The 18,430-nt window shown below is 62.4% G+C and carries 20 protein-coding genes; 5 read left to right on the top strand and 15 right to left on the bottom strand.

The window, feature by feature from the left end; translation table 11 throughout:
• Positions 1-24 precede the first annotated feature (24 nt).
• The 5 genes from ACIOTL_RS14930 to ACIOTL_RS14910 all read right to left on the bottom strand — a co-directional run bounded on the left by ACIOTL_RS14930 (position 25) and on the right by ACIOTL_RS14910 (position 5,634).
• A complete protein-coding gene (locus ACIOTL_RS14930; RefSeq protein WP_105658424.1) occupies positions 25-276 on the bottom strand; it encodes a DUF3039 domain-containing protein in 252 nt (83 codons plus the stop codon).
• Positions 277-577: 301 nt separating this feature from the next.
• Positions 578-2,143, bottom strand: a complete 1,566-nt coding sequence (locus ACIOTL_RS14925; RefSeq protein WP_105658423.1) for a transporter — start codon at positions 2,141-2,143, stop codon at positions 578-580.
• Positions 2,125-2,883, bottom strand: coding sequence for an ABC transporter ATP-binding protein (locus tag ACIOTL_RS14920; protein ID WP_105658422.1), 759 nt, complete (start codon positions 2,881-2,883; stop codon positions 2,125-2,127). The genes ACIOTL_RS14925 and ACIOTL_RS14920 overlap by 19 nt, the downstream gene beginning before the upstream one ends.
• Before the next feature lie 139 nt (positions 2,884-3,022).
• The gene (locus ACIOTL_RS14915) at positions 3,023-3,934 is read right to left on the bottom strand and encodes a co-chaperone YbbN (protein WP_400343297.1); all 912 of its coding nucleotides are present in this window, start codon (positions 3,932-3,934) and stop codon (positions 3,023-3,025) included.
• Between the two features lie 5 nt (positions 3,935-3,939).
• On the bottom strand, positions 3,940-5,634 hold the full coding sequence (locus ACIOTL_RS14910; protein ID WP_332595122.1) for a hypothetical protein: 1,695 nt from the start codon (positions 5,632-5,634) through the stop codon (positions 3,940-3,942).
• A gap of 161 nt (positions 5,635-5,795) precedes the next feature.
• Between ACIOTL_RS14910 and ACIOTL_RS14905 the strand changes: the two genes are divergently transcribed.
• A complete protein-coding gene (locus tag ACIOTL_RS14905) occupies positions 5,796-7,163 on the top strand; it encodes an AI-2E family transporter (protein WP_105662591.1) in 1,368 nt (455 codons plus the stop codon).
• A 24-nt stretch (positions 7,164-7,187) separates the two neighbouring features.
• Here ACIOTL_RS14905 and ACIOTL_RS14900 read toward each other — a convergent pair whose 3' ends face one another.
• Entirely contained in the window at positions 7,188-7,559 is a 372-nt protein-coding gene (locus tag ACIOTL_RS14900) for a hypothetical protein (protein WP_105658418.1), read from the bottom strand.
• Positions 7,560-7,618: 59 nt separating this feature from the next.
• On the opposite strand from ACIOTL_RS14900, the gene nucS reads away from it, so the two are divergent.
• The 3 genes from nucS to nagA all read left to right on the top strand — a co-directional run bounded on the left by nucS (position 7,619) and on the right by nagA (position 10,536).
• Complete coding sequence (gene nucS / locus ACIOTL_RS14895) at positions 7,619-8,314, top strand: endonuclease NucS (protein WP_105662590.1); 696 nt, start codon at positions 7,619-7,621, stop codon at positions 8,312-8,314.
• Positions 8,315-8,451: 137 nt separating this feature from the next.
• A complete protein-coding gene (locus tag ACIOTL_RS14890; RefSeq protein ID WP_146112977.1) occupies positions 8,452-9,198 on the top strand; it encodes a DUF4126 domain-containing protein in 747 nt (248 codons plus the stop codon).
• Positions 9,199-9,327: 129 nt separating this feature from the next.
• A complete protein-coding gene (nagA, locus tag ACIOTL_RS14885) occupies positions 9,328-10,536 on the top strand; it encodes an N-acetylglucosamine-6-phosphate deacetylase (protein ID WP_400343295.1) in 1,209 nt (402 codons plus the stop codon).
• Positions 10,537-10,559: 23 nt separating this feature from the next.
• Here nagA and ACIOTL_RS14880 read toward each other — a convergent pair whose 3' ends face one another.
• The gene (locus ACIOTL_RS14880) at positions 10,560-11,546 is read right to left on the bottom strand and encodes an NAD-dependent epimerase/dehydratase family protein (protein ID WP_400343293.1); all 987 of its coding nucleotides are present in this window, start codon (positions 11,544-11,546) and stop codon (positions 10,560-10,562) included.
• Between ACIOTL_RS14880 and ACIOTL_RS14875 the strand changes: the two genes are divergently transcribed.
• A complete protein-coding gene (locus tag ACIOTL_RS14875; protein WP_181149085.1) occupies positions 11,545-11,682 on the top strand; it encodes a hypothetical protein in 138 nt (45 codons plus the stop codon). The two genes, ACIOTL_RS14880 and ACIOTL_RS14875, sit on opposite strands and share 2 nt — an antisense overlap.
• A gap of 130 nt (positions 11,683-11,812) precedes the next feature.
• Here the strand turns inward: ACIOTL_RS14875 and ACIOTL_RS14870 are convergent, their stop codons facing one another.
• From ACIOTL_RS14870 to ACIOTL_RS14835, 8 genes are all read right to left on the bottom strand, one after another.
• Positions 11,813-12,241 carry a DUF2550 domain-containing protein gene (locus ACIOTL_RS14870; RefSeq protein WP_105658413.1) on the bottom strand — a complete coding sequence of 143 codons (429 nt, stop codon included), beginning with the start codon at positions 12,239-12,241 and terminating at the stop codon, positions 11,813-11,815.
• 8 nt (positions 12,242-12,249) lie between these two features.
• Positions 12,250-12,519 carry a F0F1 ATP synthase subunit epsilon gene (locus ACIOTL_RS14865; protein ID WP_038990466.1) on the bottom strand — a complete coding sequence of 90 codons (270 nt, stop codon included), beginning with the start codon at positions 12,517-12,519 and terminating at the stop codon, positions 12,250-12,252.
• A gap of 2 nt (positions 12,520-12,521) precedes the next feature.
• Positions 12,522-13,967 (bottom strand): F0F1 ATP synthase subunit beta, encoded by a 1,446-nt coding sequence (gene atpD, locus ACIOTL_RS14860; protein WP_133834459.1) that lies wholly within the window; start codon positions 13,965-13,967, stop codon positions 12,522-12,524.
• A 35-nt stretch (positions 13,968-14,002) separates the two neighbouring features.
• A complete protein-coding gene (locus ACIOTL_RS14855; RefSeq protein WP_133834460.1) occupies positions 14,003-14,896 on the bottom strand; it encodes a F0F1 ATP synthase subunit gamma in 894 nt (297 codons plus the stop codon).
• A 76-nt stretch (positions 14,897-14,972) separates the two neighbouring features.
• Positions 14,973-16,610, bottom strand: coding sequence for a F0F1 ATP synthase subunit alpha (gene atpA, locus ACIOTL_RS14850; RefSeq protein WP_332731252.1), 1,638 nt, complete (start codon positions 16,608-16,610; stop codon positions 14,973-14,975).
• A gap of 125 nt (positions 16,611-16,735) precedes the next feature.
• Complete coding sequence (locus tag ACIOTL_RS14845; RefSeq protein ID WP_332488160.1) at positions 16,736-17,548, bottom strand: F0F1 ATP synthase subunit delta; 813 nt, start codon at positions 17,546-17,548, stop codon at positions 16,736-16,738.
• Positions 17,548-18,102 carry a F0F1 ATP synthase subunit B gene (locus ACIOTL_RS14840; RefSeq protein WP_013348622.1) on the bottom strand — a complete coding sequence of 185 codons (555 nt, stop codon included), beginning with the start codon at positions 18,100-18,102 and terminating at the stop codon, positions 17,548-17,550. The genes ACIOTL_RS14845 and ACIOTL_RS14840 overlap by 1 nt, the downstream gene beginning before the upstream one ends.
• Before the next feature lie 80 nt (positions 18,103-18,182).
• Positions 18,183-18,395, bottom strand: a complete 213-nt coding sequence (locus ACIOTL_RS14835; protein ID WP_013348621.1) for an ATP synthase subunit C — start codon at positions 18,393-18,395, stop codon at positions 18,183-18,185.
• Positions 18,396-18,430 lie beyond the last annotated feature (35 nt).

Raw genomic sequence — 18,430 nt, 5'->3', positions numbered from 1 at the left:
AGTAGTGCTAGTTCATTCGCAGCACTACCCCATCATGGAGTCGTAGACTTCCTTGCACTCGGGGCATACCGGGAACTTCTGCGGATCTCGGCCTGGCGTCCAGACCTTGCCGCACAGAGCGATCACTGGGTCGCCGGTCATTGCCGACTCCATGATCTTTTCCTTCTGCACGTAGTGAGCAAAACGCTCATGATCTCCGGCCTCGACACTCTGGGTTGTCTCGGTACGTTCAATCGTGGCAGTGCCACCGCGGGTTTCTTCAGACTGTTCCACCATGCCTCCAAGTCTAATACGGATTGCCACTGCTGTCCGCGTGGCAAGCATGGGAGCTTGTCCACATTGACTTTGCCGCGCTGCACTAGGCCGCCCCATCGATTTCTTCCTCGCTGCAAGTCAACAACCATTTTTCAATGTTCTTGCGATGCGTTGCGGTGCCGTTGGAAGTCGATATTGCGCCAATTGGGCGCGACCCGATCAATATCCTGTGAACCTCCTTGCACCCAAGGCAGGCAAACGGCCGCCTAGCGGAAAACAGCGTCCCGCTAGACGGCCGGAGGCAGCAATTCGGCTGCTGCGCCTACTTATTGAGGATGACCGACTGCATCAGCTCAGGAGTGCGCTTTTCGTACCATTTGCCACCGAGGGCAATGCCGCCGAGCATCAGCCCGATACCCACGGCCAGGCCCGCGCCCAAGGTGATGAAGCCGAAGGACTGCGACTGCTTCACCCAGCCGATGATGTAGGGAATGAGAACCGGGATCAGCAGGAGGCCCATGGCAAGCATGATTCCCAGCTGGGTCAGCGCAATGCGCATGCCATTGCCCGGAGGGGTCTTCATCGGGTTATCACCCGGCAGCGGCACCGAATAGGTGTAGCGGGCCGAGGACACCGACGCGACGCCCAACGCGATGAGCAGCCCCGCCAGTGACAGGCCCAGGTCTCCCGGGATGCGCCACAGCGCACCGGAGATGAGGCCCGGCAAAATGGCCGCCGCCAGGACCGGAACGATGGCAATTAGGAAACAGGACAGCACTCGCCCTGCCCGATCAGCACGTCCGGAAATACCGGTCAGCGCGTGCAGCGCAAAGGCGGTGTTGTCATAGGAAATGTCGGCCGAGATGGAGAAGCCCATCAAGATGCCGATCAACGGGCCCAGCAGGAACATCATCACGTAGCTGCCGGTCTGGTTGCCGGTGAACCAGAAGAGCAACGGCAGCATCGGCACAATGAGCACGCCAATGGCATAGCGCGGATCCTTGAACCAGTAGGTCAGTGCGCGGGCAGCCACTGCGCCCGTTGGCGTGGCCGGCATCAACTTGAAGAAGCCCAGCCCCTTGGCCGTGGCAGCGCGCTGCTCTGGCGGCGGGGTCACCGTGGCTTTGGCGGTAGCTCGAGCCAGCAGCAGGTAGAGTCCGCCAAGATAGAGCAAGCCCAGCGCCAGATGGATCGCCATCTGGCCGTAGTGCGCCGAGGCAAAAGCCCCGGGAATCGCGGCAAAGGCACCCAACGGGGTGTAGCCCAAGACCGAGGCAATCGGCTGGATCCAGTCGCTCATGCTCTGCGCGGCAGCCAATGCCGAGGTCACGATCGGCCCCAAGGCGATGAGCACCACGAACAGCAGCACGAAGGTCAATTCACGGAATCGGCGCTTGGCCCGCAGTGCGGTCGCCATGATCACCAGATACTGGCAAAGAAGAATCGCCATCACCGCGGTCGCCACCGCTGCCAGCAGGGCCAGCATGAGCGCGCCCGCATCGAAGCGCCACATCAGCGAGGCGCCGAGCAGGCCCGCAATGGTCAGCACCGCGGGAATCGAGATGAAGCCAGCCAGCACCAGCGCTGGCCCCAAGGTCTTTTCCGGAATCCCGAAGTGGACAAAGCGTGAAGGTTCCAGGGTGAGGTCAACACCGGTCAGCAGCGGCGGGATGATGGCCCAGCCCAGCACCACGGCCGAGCCGATCAGGGTGAAGATTTCGCTCTGGAAAGGAATATCGCCGGCGGTAAACCACATGGCCAAGGTCAGCATGGTGATCATGCCCAGTGCGTACAGGCCACCGATAATGACGCCGATGAGCTGGCCGACGGAGCGCTTGAAGCCGTTGGCGAGCAAGCGCAGTTTCAGGCTTAGGACGTGCGCAACCATGACAGCCCCTCATTATTGGCGCGGCCGCCCACCAGATCGACGAAGCGATCTTCCAGGCTCATGCCGCCGCGGACTTCATCCACGGTGCCCTGCGCCTTGAGCATGCCATCGGAAATGACCGCGACATGCGTGCACATGCGCTGGACGAGGTCCATCACATGCGAGGAAACGATGACGGTGCCGCCGAATTCAACGTAGTTATTCAGGATGTCGCGGATATTCGCCGCAGATACCGGGTCCACCGCCTCGAACGGCTCGTCCAGAACCAGCAGCTTTGGCGAGTGGATCATCGCGGTAGCCAAGGAAATCTTCTTGGTCATGCCGGCCGAGTAGTCCACCACCAGCTTGTCGCCGTCATCGAGCAAATCCATCACGCGCAGCAGGTCTTCGGTACGCTGGGCAACTTCTGCGCGTTCCATGCCGCGCAGCAATCCCGAGTAGGTCACCAGCTGGCGGCCGGTCAGCCGGTCAAACTGGCGCACGCCATCAGCCAGGACTCCCAAGGTGGCCTTGGCCGCTTGCGGATCAGCCCAGATATCCACGCCGTTGACCAGCGCTTGGCCTGAATCCGGGCGCAGCAATCCAGTGGCCATGGAAAGCATGGTGGTCTTGCCGGCACCATTGGGTCCGACAAGACCGTAGAAGGAACCCGCAGGAACTTGCAGGCTGACGTTGTTCACGGCAATCTTGGCGCCGAATTGCTTGGCAAGACCCCGAATGTCCAGTGCGATCTGATTCATAGCTTAAGGCTAGCAATGCCCCTAGTCAGAACGCATCATCCTTTGGAGTTAAACCCAGGTATAAGACAACCGCCGCGACCCAGGGAAAAACCCTGGGTCGCGGCGGTTGAACTGCTTGGTCCAGTCCCTGGACGTCAGCCTAGAAGAGTACGCGTGCCAGCTTCTGCCGCGAGGCAGCTACGCGTGGATCGCTGTTGCCGATCACCGCATAGAGCTCAATCAGGCGACGGCGGACCCGCTCGCGGTCTTCATCAGCCAGGCGGGAGATCAGCGAAACCAGTCGGGCGAAGGCATCTTCGACATGCCCGCCCACCACGTCCAGATCTGCTACATCCAGCTGGGCTGCGATGTCTTCAGGGTTCTGCGCGGCTTGCTCGCGGGACTTGTTCAGATCCAGGTTGTGCGTACGCGAGAGCAGTCGAACCTGGTACACGCCGATCTGCGCGTCCTTGTCGTTCGGCTTCTCGTTCAACGCTTCCAGGTAGGCGGCCTCGGCGGCGGCGTAGTCCCCGGCATCGATGGCGTCCACGGCCTTCTGGTGCAGCGGCGGCAGCTCTGGTTCAGGTTCGCCGGCCTGCCCGGAGAATGCCGGGGCGGTACCGCTCATGCCCTGCTGGACTGCGAGCTGTTCAAGCTGTGCGAAAACCTGGACAATCTGCTGTTCCTCGGCAGGACCCTGGAACAGCGGCACCGGCTGGCCCTTGATCAGCGCCACCACCATCGGGATCTGCTGGGCCTGGAAGGCCTGGGCGATCTGCGGGTAGGTTTCCGCATCCACCAGGCCGAGGATGAATTTGCCGCCCTTGGCATCCACCAGCTTGCGCAGCGTCGCATCCAGGTCTGCCGAGACCTGCACGCGAGGCGAGCCGAGGGAAACGATGGCAGGTACCTGCTGGGACATGCCGACGAACTGCTGGAACGCAGCCTCATCCAGATTGGTGGTCCAGCTTGCCGGACCAGCCGGCATGCTGCCGGTAGCTTCCGGGCCTTGGCTGGCCAGGGCGGAGAGATCTACCGCACCGCGGTTTGAGGGAATGTTCTGATCAGTCATGGGGGTTAGTCAACTTCCTTCACATCGAGCAGGATCTGGCTTGCAGAGATCAGCTGGATCTTGTCCTTGGAACCGTCGGCTGGCAGGTAGAACATCACCGGTTCGGCGTAGGTGCTTTCCACGTCGCCGTTCGAGGAGCTGGATCCCAGCAGCTGTTCGGTCAGCTTGTCGGTGCTCTTGAGCGGGTCAGCGTCTTCGGTGCGCACGAAGAGCGCCTTGTTGTTCAGCTTGCCGGTAACAATCGCTCCGCCATCCGGGGTGGAAACCACCTTGGTGTCGCCCTTGGTGACCGTGCGGTTGTACTTGACGTCCGCCTCGTTGGCTTCCTTGGACTCATCCTTCTGGGCTGCGTGCACCGCCTTGATGAAGTCCGATTCGGCAAACTTGTCCTTGTCCTTGGCATTGCCATCGGTCAGCACTTTGCCCAGTGCTTCCAGGGCCTTCTCCGGGGTCATCTGCAGGCCCTCGGCGTTGGCAGCAAGCTGCTTGGTCGACGGGTCGCCAACGGCGATGCCCGGGAAGGTGGAGTTCGGCAACATCTGGCCGGCGAAGACCACCTTGAAGTTATCGCGGGCGTTGGCCTGCACCAGGGTCAGCGCCTGCGGCAGGGTGTCGGCATCATTGTTCTTCGCGGTCACCACGGAGATTACGCGGGGGAACTTGGCTTCATTCGCATTCGGCACAGCGGCCGAGCGGATGACCTGGGTATTGAGCGCCAGCGGCTTGTCTACCTCGAACTTCTCCTTGAGCATGTCGTAGCGCTTATCGCGCAGGTACTTGAACGCACCGGCGGTGCGTGGTTCCAGGGCCTTGGCGTCGCTCTTCTCATCGGCCTTGGCTACCTGCTTCTGGGCATCAGCCAGAACGCGCTTGAGCTGCTCTTCGGTGATGACCGGGAAGCTGGATACTTCTTCAACCGAGGAAGAGGCGGACTCGGAACCCTTGGCATCATCGGACGCCTTGGCGTCCTGCGACTTCTGCTCGGATTCCGAAGGCTTGGCGCTGGACTCGTCGCTTGGCGCCATGGGCAGAGAAACACCGGAGATCGCCAGGGCCACCACGGCCACGGCGGCGACCGAGTGCTGGGTGTTCGCCCCGCTCTTCGGCTTGCCCGGGCGCATGACCAGCAGGGCCAGTCCGAAGACCAGCAGCAGCGAGCCGGCAATGATCAGCGGCAGGGCAAATGGCATGGCGTCGTCGTTCGCGTAGGTTACCGAGATATCCACCGGAGCGGCATCCTTTCCGCCTGCGGCCAGCAGCAAGGACCAGTCGCCGGAATCCGGAGCGGTCCAGCGGTAGGTCATGGTCTGATCCGCGGTCTGCGAGTCGAAGAAGATGTCATCACCGGCGGGATTAGGCGCATCGGCCTTGCCCTTGGCGTGCTCGGCGATCATCTTGTGGTTTTCGGTGTCGATGCCGGTGACCGATACATGCGATGCATCGCCGATCCACGCCTCGACGTCATAGTCGCGGCCCAAGGAAGCAGTGAATTCACCCTTCGACTTGATCACCAGTTCCACCGGGTCCAGCTTGGGGTCGTTGACCGAGGATTCAATCAAGGTCAGCGGTGCCTCATCAGCTAGTTGCGGCATGCTCGCGGTCACCGTTTCGGGCGGGGCCCAAAAGGTCTTCTGTCCGATGCCGACTACCAGGGCCGCGGCCCCCAGCAGCATCGCGATCACGGAGATTACTTTTCGCACAAGTTCACCTATTCGCCTACGTCTCACAGCTGTTCTTTGACAAGTCTAACGAGTTGCGGCCGATCATGGTTCCGATCCGCGCCTGTGAACTGGCTCAACAACGCAACAGCACGGTGTCTTGAACCACTTAATAGTGGCCGATGCGCGATATGCTCTGACCCATGGAGCCTGATCAGCCGCACCCGCATCGCGATAAGCACGTACCCGAGCAGCGTTCCGACGCGTCGGATCGCTCTTCCGGGCCGGCAACCTCCGGCCCGGAATCCACAGCGCATTCCCAGCCTCATGAGGGCAATTCCCAACCGGAATCACCTGCGGCCGCCAGCGCGCAGGCCCGTTATCCGGGCGCTGCGCCGACGGGCGCTAATCCGTCCCGCGAGGGCTGGTCCAAGAAGATCGCCGAACGCGTGGGCAAGATGCTCAACACCCCGCAGCGCAGTGCGGCCCTGGGCGAGGAACCGGAGCATCCGCTGGATGGCTCGCCGGAACCGATTCCGGCGCTGCACCCTATTTCCATGGGCTTCTTGGGCACCATTGGCGTGGGCATCGCCCTGGGCGGCTACTACCTGCTGACCAACGTCGGTTCGCTGATGACCTGGATTGCCATTGCGCTGTTCATCGCCTTGGGCCTTGATCCGATTGTGCGCTTCATGATGCGCAAGGGAATGACCCGTCCGCTGGCCGTGGCCGCGACCATGGTCAGCTTGCTGGCGATCTTCGGCGGCTTCATGGCCTTGATCATCCCTACCCTGGTCAACCAGATCACCGCCTTCATCACGCGGGCGCCTGAAATCGTGGATGATTTCCTCAATAGCGATTGGGTCCGGGAAATCGACCGGCAATACGCGATTTCCCAGCGCATCACTACCGAGGTCGACCGTTTCTTTGGCGATTCGGGCGCGGTGACCAATGTGTTCGGCGGCGTCCTGGGCGTATCGCAGACCGTCGCCCAGTCCATGTTCGGCGTGCTGATCGTGCTGGTGCTGGCCATCTACTTCCTGGCTTCGCTGCCAGGGATGATGGGCTTCTCGCTGCGCCTGGCCCCGCGCTCCAAACGCGACCGCGTGGCCGAATTGACCGTGCGCATTACCCGCTCCGTGGGCAATTACGTGATGGGCCAAGCCACTGTGGCCATACTGAACTGCCTGGTGGCGCTGGTGCTGATGAGCATCCTGGGCGTTCCGTTCACCGCGCTGCTCACCTTGCTGGTGGCGATGCTGGCCTTCATCCCATTGGTCGGCGGGGTGATCGCCGGCGTGCTGGTTACCTTGGTGACATTGTCACTGGGCTGGCAGACCGCCCTGATCTACGCGGTGTGCTACTTCGGCTACCTGCAGGTCGAGGCGTATTTCGTTTCGCCGCGCATCATGCGCCGTGCGGTGGCAGTGCCCGGCGCGGTCGCGGTGATCTCGGTGATTGCCGGCGGCACCCTGGCCGGGGTCACCGGTGCGCTCATGGCCATCCCGGTGGCAGCCAGCGCCATGATCCTGCTGCGCGAAGTCTTCATCGCCCGGCAGGACCGCCGCTAGCACCTGCCCCTCCAGGCAGCTGGCCTAGTAGCGGTAGGAACGGGTTTCCCAGCAGTGCGGATGCCAGTGGCGGCGCGCGTTGGCCGCGGCGTCATCGCCCGACCAGTGGTCCGCGCGCCAGGCGACAACATGGGCAACTCCAACTCCGATGGAACGGTGGCACCCCGGGCAGGAATAGGGCTTGTTGGCGTTCATCGGCGCAATCTTGCGCACATGCCATTGGCCGTCGGGGGCATCCTGGCGCAGCACCACGCCGAAGCGGGCACGCTGCATCCACTCTTCCTGGCCCGAACCGTAGCCCTGCTCTTCATCCCCGGAACCGTAGCCGGAGCCGGAGTTCCGGCCTTGGGCGGGTCGGGAATTCTTGGAGCGGCGCGGGCGGTTGGAACGTGGCATGTCTTTAATCATGCCGTATCTCCCGGCACAAGTCGCAACCAGCTAGTAAAGTGTGTGGGGTGCGTTTAGTGGTAGCGAAGTGTTCAGTTGATTACGAGGGCCGTCTTCGAGCCCACCTTCCGTTGGCGACCCGCTTGATCATGGTCAAGGCCGACGGCTCGGTACTCATCCACTCGGACGGCGGCAGCTACAAGCCGCTGAATTGGATGAATCCGCCGTTGATCCTGCGTGAGGCAGATCCCGATGAGGACGCCGCTGCATTGGGTGCCACCGCTACCTGGACCGTGTCCAGTGCGAAGACCGATGACAAGCTGACCATCCACTTCCATAGCTTCGAGCACGACTCGGCCCACATCCTGGGCACCGATCCGGGGCTGATCAAGGATGGCGTCGAAGCCGACCTGCAGCGCCTGCTGGCCGAGCAGATCGAGTTGCTCGGCGCTGGCCACCAGTTGGTCCGCCGTGAATACATGACCGCCATCGGTCCGGTGGATATCCTGGCCCGTGATGCCAAGGGCGCCACGGTTGCCGTAGAGCTCAAGCGCCGTGGCGATATCGACGGAGTGGAACAGCTGACCCGCTACCTGGAGCTTCTGAACCGCGACCCGCTGCTCAAGCCGGTTACCGGCATTTTCGCCGCCCAGCAGATCAAGCCGCAGGCCCGCACCTTGGCCGAAGACCGCGGCATCCGCTGCCTCACCTTGGATTACGACGCAATGCGCGGAGTCGACGACTCGGCAGGACGCCTCTTCTAGGGTTGCGGGTCCTCCCCGGGCTGCCTGGCAGCCTTAGTTTGGCCCTGCAGAAAACTGCATCCCGACTGCTAGTCTGATCTCCTCTACCAAAAGCGCTCGGTGCCGCACGGCCCGGGCCGCCAGGCTCGGGAGGTCCATTGGATCCGCTGACAGCTTCGCTCATGGCCATTGGCAGCGGTTCCGCTGCGGGCCTGCGGCCGTATTTCACGGTATTGGCCCTGGGCATCGCGGGACTCGTGATCCCCGATACCGCACCTGACATGATCGCTTCTGCGGCACGGCAGATTCCTGAAAGCATCACCAATCCGTGGGTCCTGGCGATCTGTGCCGTACTTGCCATCGGCGAGGCCGGCCTGGATAAGATCCCCTTCCTGAATTTGTCCATGGAAACCATCTCGGTGTGGCTGCGACCTGTTTTCGGCGCCCTGGTTGGCATCGGCCTTGGCGCCAATTCGGGAGTCGAGGTTGCCGTCCTCACCGGACTGCTCGGTGCGGGCTCCGCGCTGTCGGTGAGCCTGGGCAAATCGTCGATGACCGCGGCGACCAATGCCGTGCCCGAACCCATCACCCAATGGGTGCGCAGCCTGGCAGAAGATCTTGGCGCGCTGGTTCTCGTCTTCGCAGCTGTGCTGGTTCCGGTACTGGCCGCCGTGCTCGGACTCGTTGCCATTGCCATCGGCTTCTTCCTCTACCGCATGTTCCGCCGGGTCTACCGGTCAATGAAGAACCGGGTCGGCAGCATCAGGCAGAACCGGGCCGCCGCGCACTCCGCGCGCGAAGCGCAGCTGGCCTCCGGCACGAAGACCAGTACGCTGCAGGCGCTGCAGGCCCTGGCCACCGGCAACGCGCCGGCTTCCGAAGATCCTGCGGGCAAGGGCAGCTAGCTCCTTGCCGTGGCCAGGTGCCCGGCGCGCTGGGGCTGCTGCGTTCCCGGTTCGCTAAATGCCAAGTCCGCTGAGAAAATAATCCGTCGAGTCGGTGACTGGACGCGTTCTCTCTTCTAAGCTGGGAACATGACTACGACGCGCTACGCCCTTCATGCCACCCTGATTTCCGATGGCCTCAAGGTCACCGATGGCGTGCTCGCCGTGGAAGGCGACCGCATCCGCTTTGCCGGCAACCGCGATGACTTCAACGCCCTGGCCGATGCTGCCGACTACCCGGTACGCGAGGTAGCCCCCGGCTCCATCATCATCCCGGGCCTGATCGACCTGCATTGCCATGGCGCCCTCGGCGCGGACTTCTCGGCACCGGATCATTCGAGCGTCACCGAAGCGGTGGAGTACCTGCACCGCTCGGGCACCACTACCCTGCTCGCGTCGCTGGTCACCGCAGAGCCCTCGTCCATGATCGAGGCCGCCGAGCTGCTCGCCGAGCTGGCGGAGGCCGGCCAGATTGCCGGCATCCATGCCGAAGGCCCGTTCCTCTCCGTAGACCGCTGCGGCGCCCAGGACCCGCGCTTCCTGCAGGATCCGGATCCGGAATTCGTCAGCGAGCTGGTGGCTGCCAGCCGCGGCCAGCTGCGCACCATGACCTACGCTCCGGAATTGGCCGGCAGCGAGGAACTCGTTGAGCAGCTGGTCTCCCACGGCGTGGTCCCGTCGCTGGGGCACACCGATGCCAGCGCCCAGATCACCGCGGATTCCCTGCGCTTTGCCCGCGAACAGCTGCACAGCGCCGGGGTGGACGGCTTCACCGAACGCCCTACGGTCACCCACCTGTTCAACGGCATGCCTTCGCTGCACCACCGCGAACCCGGTCCGGTGGCCGCCTGCCTGGAAGAGGCGGTGAACCGCAATGCGTTCGTGGAGCTGATCGCCGACGGGGTGCACCTGTCCCCCGATACCGTGCGCCTGGTCTTCCGCTTGGTCGGTGCGGAGAACATCTTGCTGGTCAGCGATTCCATGGCGGCCACCGGCTTGGCCGATGGGCAGTACACCCTCGGCCCGCAGGATGTGAATGTGGCCCTGGGCCAGGCACGGCTGGCCAGCGACAATTCCCTGGCCGGCGGCACCTGCACGCTGCTGGAAATCGTGCAGCGCGCCGTGCAGGCCGGGGTCTCACTGGTCCAGGCGGTCAACTCGGCTACGTCCATCCCCGCCTCGCTGATCGGCCTGGCCGACGAAGTCGGTTCCCTGCACTACGGCTTCGCCGCCGATGCACTGATCCTGGATGCCAATCTGCAGCTGGTCCAGACGATCCGCAACGGGGAATACCTCTAGCCCACCGAAAATCCCGGACTGCGCTAGCCCTGCCGGATCCGCCCGAGCTGGCCGAGCAGCTCAAGCTCCTCGGCCCGGCCGAGGCCAGCACGCCGGGACCGGTCCAGTCCGCGAGCCCGTTCATCGGCCAGCACGTCGCCAAGCAAGTCCTCCAGGTCCCGCTCCGGGCCACCGGCCAAGGCGTACCGCTGGTTGCTGCGCTGGGCGAAGCCGTGGTCCTCCAGCGCAAGCCACAGCGGCAGCGAACGCGCCCCGGCCCAGTAATTGACCTGGCGTTCGCGCAGCCATGCGTCCTGGGCGGTGACCAGTTCCCCGCTGAATCCCGCAATCCGTGCGGCCGTACTGAGGAACTGGGCGAAGCCATGTGATGTTCCGGCCACGTTGAAGGTTCCGGTCAGCGAACGCGCGGCGGCGTCGATAATCCACGCGGCGGCATCGCGCACGTCGATGACCTGCACATGGCGGCCCGCGGTTGGCGGGATGAGGACCTGGCCGGCACCGGCCAAGGCCAAGCGCGAAACCCAGTAGGAAAAGCGGTCGCTGGGATCGCCAGGTCCGGCAATCAGCCCCGGACGGGCAATGAGCAGCCGGTCGGCAACCATCGCCGTGCTGGCCCGTTCGGCAAGGACCTTTGCATGCCCGTAATCGCCGGGATCGGACGGTTCATGCAGTTGCGCGTCTTCGCCGGCACCGGGCAGCTGCGCGCTGGCATACACCGAGATGGAAGAAACCAGGGTCCAGTGCCGCGCATTCGCGGCCAGGGCCGCCAGCGCTTCGTGCACCCATTGCAGCTCATAGGACAGCTCGATGACCGAGTCGAATCCGATGCCCTGCACGGCATCATAGGCCCCGGGCTGGCTCCGGTCGGCACGCACCAGCTGCGCGCCCTGGGCAACCTCGCCGGAATTGCCGCGCGCCAGGCAGGTTACTTCGTGGCCACTGCGGATCAGCTGCCGCGCCAGCTCGCGGCCGAGCCACGCGGTGCCGCCAAGGATCAAGGTTCGTTTCATGCGAACAGTCAACTACGTCCTGCGCCACGCGCCCAGGCATTTCGCACTCAGCGCAGTTCCTGCCGGCCGTTTCCGGATCGGTGGCTGCGGTGCCCGGGATCCGGAGGTGCTCCCCCAAGCCGCCACGCGCAGCTGAGCAGTGCGCCGAGCACGCAGGCGATCCGCAGCGGCCCCCCAGCCTGCCAACGCTGCCTGCCAGCATTGACTGGCCAGGGAACGCGAAAACCGCCGCTGCATCTGCAACGGCGGCTTTGCTTTATCAAGTTCTAGATCTGCCAGCTCCCGGCGATCGGCCCGGCTTCGAGCCAGGCCGAGAAGCCGGTGTAGTCGCGGTAGTCCATGGCCAGCAGCAGCTCATCACCGCTGCGCACCAGCATCACGATGATGAATCCTGGCGGGATCCGCGAGGTTTCCTCATCGGTGGGCTGGCGTGTCCCGGTGATATCCAGGCCACGGCGCTCGATCACGAAGCTCGGGACCGGGGAGACAGAGAAAAACCGCAACAGGTCCACATGCGCTCCGCCGTAGCGGCCGATGACCATCATCCATTTGCCCGAAGGCGCCAGGATGGATGCATCGAAGGTGCCCAGCGTGCGCCGCAATTGGATGCGGCGCACGGCCATGGCCCCGAAGAACATGGCGATGCCGATCAGGATCAGCAACGCGATCAGAACTGGTGCGGTTATCTCAAACAATTCATCGCCTACGCTGCGGTACCAAGCACAGCGTTGTCAGCAACGATCACTACGCGATCCGAATCAACAGAGAAGAAGCCTCCGTCGATCTGGACCGAGAAGCGGGACTCGGAAACCGGTTCGATTTCCAGGTCCCCAGCGGCAAGCACGGACAGCATCGGAACGTGACCGGGCAGAACACCGATCTCGCCGTCCACCGAACGAGCCTTGACCAGCTTCGCAGCGCCCGACCACACGAAGTGGTCAGCCGCGACGATTTCGACCTGAAGCTCAGCCATAATTAGCTGGCCTTCTGGATTTCGGCCCACTGGCGCTCGACGTCGTCAAGACCGCCGATGTTGAAGAACGCCTGCTCTGCAATGTGGTCCAATTCGCCATCGCAAATGGCCTTGAAGCCTTCGATGGTGTCCTTGATCGATACGGTCGAGCCCTCGACACCGGTGAACTGCTTTGCGGTGTAGGTGTTCTGCGAGAGGAACTGCTGGATACGGCGTGCACGGGCAACGACGATCTTGTCCTCTTCGCCCAGCTCGTCGATACCGAGGATCGCGATGATGTCCTGCAGTTCCTTGTTCTTCTGCAGAATGGCCTTCACGCGGATGGCTACATCGTAGTGATCCTGGCCAATGTACTGCGGATCCAGGATTCGCGAGGTCGAGGTCAGCGGGTCGATCGCCGGGTACAGGCCGCGCGACGCGATTTCACGCGACAGCTCGGTGGTTGCATCCAAGTGGGCGAAGGTTGCTGCTGGAGCCGGGTCGGTGTAGTCATCGGCCGGGACGTAGACAGCCTGCATCGAGGTGATCGAGCGGCCCTTCGTCGAGGTGATGCGTTCCTGCAGCAGACCCATTTCATCGGCCAAGTTCGGCTGGTAGCCCACGGCGGAAGGCATGCGGCCCAGCAGGGTCGACACCTCGGAACCGGCCTGGGTGAAGCGGAAGATGTTGTCGATGAACAGCAGCACGTCCTGGTTCTGGACATCGCGGAAGTATTCCGCCATGGTCAGAGCCGACAGTGCCACGCGCAAACGGGTTCCAGGTGGCTCATCCATCTGGCCGAACACCAGTGCGGTGTCCTTCAGGACGTTTGCCTCGTCCATTTCGACCCAGAGGTCGTTGCCTTCACGGGTGCGCTCGCCAACACCGGCGAATACCGAGGTACCACCGAAGTTACGTGCAACACGGGTGATCATTTCCTGGATCAGCACGGTCTTGCCAACGCCGGCGCCGCCGAACAGGCCGATCTTGCCGCCCTTGATGTACGGGGTCAGGAGGTCGATCGACTTGATGCCGGTTTCCAGCATTTCGGTCGAGCCCTCGAGCTCCGAGAACTTCGGAGGCTGGCGGTGGATTGGCCAACGCTCGGTGACCTGGATCTCCGAGTTGTCAACGTCCAGGGCGTCGCCCAGAACGTTGAAGATGTGGCCCTTGACGCCGTCGCCTACTGGGACGGAGATAGCAGCGCCGGTATCGGTCACCGAAGCACCGCGGACCAGGCCGTCGGTGGCCTGCAGCGATACTGCGCGGACCAGGCCCTCACCGAGGTGCTGGCTGGTCTCGAAGGTGATCTTCTTGGTTTCGCCGTTGAGGGTCAGCTCAGCGGTCAGTGCGTTGTAGATAGCAGGCAGTGCGTCGGCTGGGAACTCGACGTCCACGACCGGGCCAGTCACGCGCGCGATGCGACCGATGGCCCCTGCGGTAACCTGCTCGTTGAGTTGGGCAGTCATCTTTCTCACTTCTTGTCTGGTCGGAGTATCGGTAATTAGCTGTTCAGCGCGTCGGCGCCGGCGATAATTTCCGAAAGCTCCTGGGTGATTTCAGCCTGACGGGCATTGTTGAGCAATCGGGTGTACTTCTTGATCAGTTCACCAGCGTTGTCGCCTGCGGCCTTCATGGCGCGCTGGCGGGCAGCGAGCTCGGAAGCAGCGGACTGCAACTGGCAGTTGAACAGTCGAGAATCGATGTAGCGCGGAAGCAGTGCGTCAAGCACTTCTTCCGGCGATGGCTCAAACTCGTACAGTGGCAACAGCTCGTCGGTTGGAGTCTCGGATTCATCCTCGACAACCTCCAACGGCAACAGACGGATGACCGTCGGTTCCTGCGTGACCATCGACTTGAACTGGGTGTAGACGACGTGGATCTCGTCCACGCCACCCTGCTCGAAATCGGTGTCGAAGTCCTCCAGGAGGACATCGCGCAGCTCGCGTGCGGTTTCGAAACGCGGGGAATCAGTTTCCCCGGTCCACACTCGTGCGTACTCGCGTGAACGGAAATCAAAGTAAGCCTGGGCCTTGCGGCCGACCAAGTAGGTCTTGACTTCCTTGCCTTCTTCACGCAGGAGTTCCACGAGGTGCTCTGCCTGCTTCAGAACGCTGGCGGAGTAGGACCCGGCAAGTCCTCGGTCCGAAGTCATCACCAAGACCGCGGCGCGGCGTACCTGCGCCGGCTCGGTGGTCAGTGGATGCTCGACATCGGCCTGGGACGCGACGGCGGTTACTGCACGGGTAATCGCATTGGCATACGGCAGCGAGGCCGAGACACGCGTACGTGCCTTACCAATGCGGGATGCAGCGATCAGTTCCATCGCCTTGAAGATCTTGCGCATCGACTTGGTCGATCCGATCTTCTGGCGGTAGACCCGAATCTGGGCTCCCATGTGTGTCCTTTCCTTATCCCCTACCTCGGGAGGGCGGCGCCGTTACCGGCGCCGCTCCCCCTTGGCAAGGAAATTGTCAGCGCTTCTGCTTGACGATCTTTTCCTGGTCAACGGACTCGGAATCGAGAGCGTCGTGCTCTTCGTGCCCGGCGGCGACAAGCTTGTCGTCGCCTTCGCCGAAGAAGCCGGCCTTGAAGTCCGCAACAGCGGTCTTCATGGCTTCCAGAGTCTCGTTCTCCAGCTTGCCGGTCTGGCCAATCACGGTCAGTACATCGGTGCGGTGGCGCAGGTAGTCGATGAACTCGCCCTCGAAGCGGCGTACATCCTCAACCGGGACATCGTCCAGGTAGCCGTTGGTGCCGGCCCAGATCGAAACGACCTGGTCCTCAACCGGGTACGGGGTGTACTGACCCTGCTTGAGCAGTTCCATCAGGCGCGCACCACGGGTCAGCTGCTGCTTGGAAGCAGCATCCAGGTCCGAGGCGAACATTGCGAATGCCTGCATGTCGCGGTACTGGGCCAATTCCAGCTTCAAGGTACCGGAGACCTTCTTCATGGCCTTGACCTGTGCCGAACCGCCAACGCGGGATACCGAAATACCCACGTCGACAGCTGGACGCTGGTTGGCGTTGAAGAGATCCGACTGCAAGAAGATCTGGCCGTCGGTGATCGAGATGACGTTGGTCGGGATGAACGCGCCCACGTCGTTGGCCTTGGTTTCGATGATTGGCAGACCAGTCATCGAACCTGCACCCAACTCGTCCGACAGCTTGGCGCAACGCTCAAGCAGGCGGGAGTGCAGGTAGAAGACGTCACCTGGGTAAGCTTCGCGTCCTGGCGGACGGCGCAGCAGCAGGGACACGGCACGGTAGGCTTCAGCCTGCTTCGACAGATCATCAAAGACGATCAGAACGTGCTTGCCACCGTACATCCAGTGCTGGCCGATGGCCGAGCCTGCGTATGGTGCCAAGTACTTGAAGCCTGCTGGGTCAGATGCGGGGGAAGCCACGATGGTGGTGTATTCCAGTGCACCCTGCTCTTCGAGGGTCTGGCGTACGGCAGCGATGGTCGATGCCTTCTGGCCAATTGCCACGTAGACGCAGCGAACCTGCTTGGTCTGGTCGCCGGATTCCCAGTTGGCGCGCTGGTTCAGAATGGTGTCAACCGCGATAGCGGTCTTGCCGGTCTGGCGGTCGCCAATGATCAGCTGACGCTGGCCACGGCCGATCGGGATCATGGCGTCGATAGCCTTCAGACCGGTCTGCATTGGCTCGTGCACGCTCTTGCGCTGGGTAACGCCTGGTGCCTGAAGCTCCAGGGCGCGGCGGCCCTCGGAAGCGATTGGGCCCAGATTGTCCAGTGGCTCGCCCAATGGGTCAACCACGCGGCCGAGGTAGCCGTCGCCAACTGGAACCGAAAGGATCTCGCCGGTGCGCTCGACCTTCTGGCCAGCTTCGATGCCGGTGAAGTCACCAAGCACAACGACACCGATTTCGCGGGTATCGAGGTTCTGGGCAAGGCCCAGGGTGCCATCTTCGAACTTCAGCAACTCGTTTGCCATGACGGAAGGAAGGCCTTCCACTCTGGCGATGCCGTCGCTCGCGGCGACGACGCGTCCCACCTCGGTGCGCTCTGCCTTACCCGGTTCGTAGGAAGATGCGAACTCGTTTAGGGCATCGCGGACGTCGTTGGCATTGATGGTCAAATCGGCCATCTGCAGTCCCTGCTCTCCTAAATTGTGATCCGGTCCATTGGACCGAATCGAATGTGAATGAAGTCTGTTGTGGTCCTGGCAGCCAGGAACACCAGGCGAAGGATCACTCCCTAGCCCAATGAGTCCTAGCTGGCCAAGGCGCGGCGCAACTCGGCCACGCGTGATGCCACGGAAGCGTCGACAACTTCGTCGCCAACCTTGACTACCAGTCCACCGACCAGCGATGGGTCGGTAGTGGCGTTGAGCTTGAGCTGACGACCGTATAGCTTGTTCAGGCTGGTCTCCAGGCGCGAAAGCTGGGCTTCGGAAAGTTCTACAGAGCTGGTTACCGAGGCAATCCAGCGCTGCTGGCGCTTGGCCACGAGCTCTACGAAACGTCCAACCAAGGCTGCTGGCTTCAAACCGCGGGGGTTCGAAACTGCCTGGGAGATCAAAACCTGCGAGGTCTGCGACGCGTTAGGCACGAGCTTCAGCGCGAGAGTGCGCTTAGCCTCGACTGGGGCCTGTGCATCATCCAACGCACGCTGCAGTTCGTGATTGCCACGCACTACCTCGATGAAGGAGAACAGATCCTGCTCCAGCTTGTTCAGCCCCGAAGCGCCGTCCTGCTGCTCTGCCACTGCGGTGACCGCAGTGACAGCCAGCGATTCGAGCGCATCGCTAATGTCGCGTTCCGAGCTCCAGCGGGTAGAAGCCAGCTGTGCGACGACGTCCTCGGCGTCAGCCGAGACCTTTCCGTGCAGCAGCTGAGCCAAAAGGCCTGCCTTGTCGGCATTTCCACGGGCTGGGTCAGTCATTGCGCGGCGGAGACCGGCATTTGCATCCAGTACTTCCAGGACCGCGAACAGTTCCTTAGGCAGCTCAATAGATGCCAGTGCCAGCTTGGGTTCCAGGAACGCCAAAGCCTTTGCCAGTGACTCGCTCGATACACTTGCCATTAGTTCGATGCACCTGCGTTCTGCTGAGCTTCCAAATCGGTCAGGAACTTGTCAACCACGCGCTGGGCACGGGCATCGTCCTGCAGAGCTTCGTCAACAACCTTGCTTGCAAGCTCGGTAGCCAATGCGCCCACGTCGGTGCGGAGCGAAGCCAGAGCGGATACGCGCTCAGCTTCGATCTGGCGGTGCGACTGCTCGGTGATACGAGCTGCCTCATCGGTTGCCTTGGTCTTCAGATCCGCAAGGATCTGAGCACCTTCGCTACGAGCTTCCTCACGGATGCGGTTTGCTTCGGTGCGTGCTTCCAGAAGCTGGGCCTTGTACTGTGCCAAGGTCTCCTCTGCTTCCTTCTGCGCTGCTTCAGCCTTCTCAAGGCCACCTTCGATCGCGGTGACGCGATCTTCATAGGACTGCTCGAACTTTGGAGCAATTACCTTGATGACGATGAACAGAAGGACCGCGAAACCAACACCCGTGACGAGAATTTCCCACGGGTTCGGCAACAGCGGGTTGACCGATTCGCTCGCAGCGAGGATGAAATCAGTGCTGTTCATTCTCACTATTCCTTATCTACTAGTTTCCGCTTGTGTGTACGCCTCGCGATAGTGGCGAGGCCACTACAGTTGCGAAAAGACTAGGCGCCGATGACGAAAGCGAAGACCAGGCCCAGGATGGCCAGTGCTTCAGCAAGTGCGAAGCCAAGCATGGCGATTGGCTGCAGGATGCGCTGAGCCTCAGGCTGACGTGCAACACCGTTGATGTAGGCAGCGAAGATCAAGCCAACGCCGATAGCCGAACCGATAGCAGCCAGGCCGTAGCCGATCATATTCAGGGAGCCGTGCAACATGTGATTATGTTCCTTTCAAGATACCGAGCTTTTGC

The organism is Glutamicibacter sp. NPDC087673 (assembly GCF_044743255.1).
Classification (GTDB): domain Bacteria; phylum Actinomycetota; class Actinomycetes; order Actinomycetales; family Micrococcaceae; genus Glutamicibacter.
This window is presented reverse-complemented; position numbering and strand designations above follow the sequence as displayed.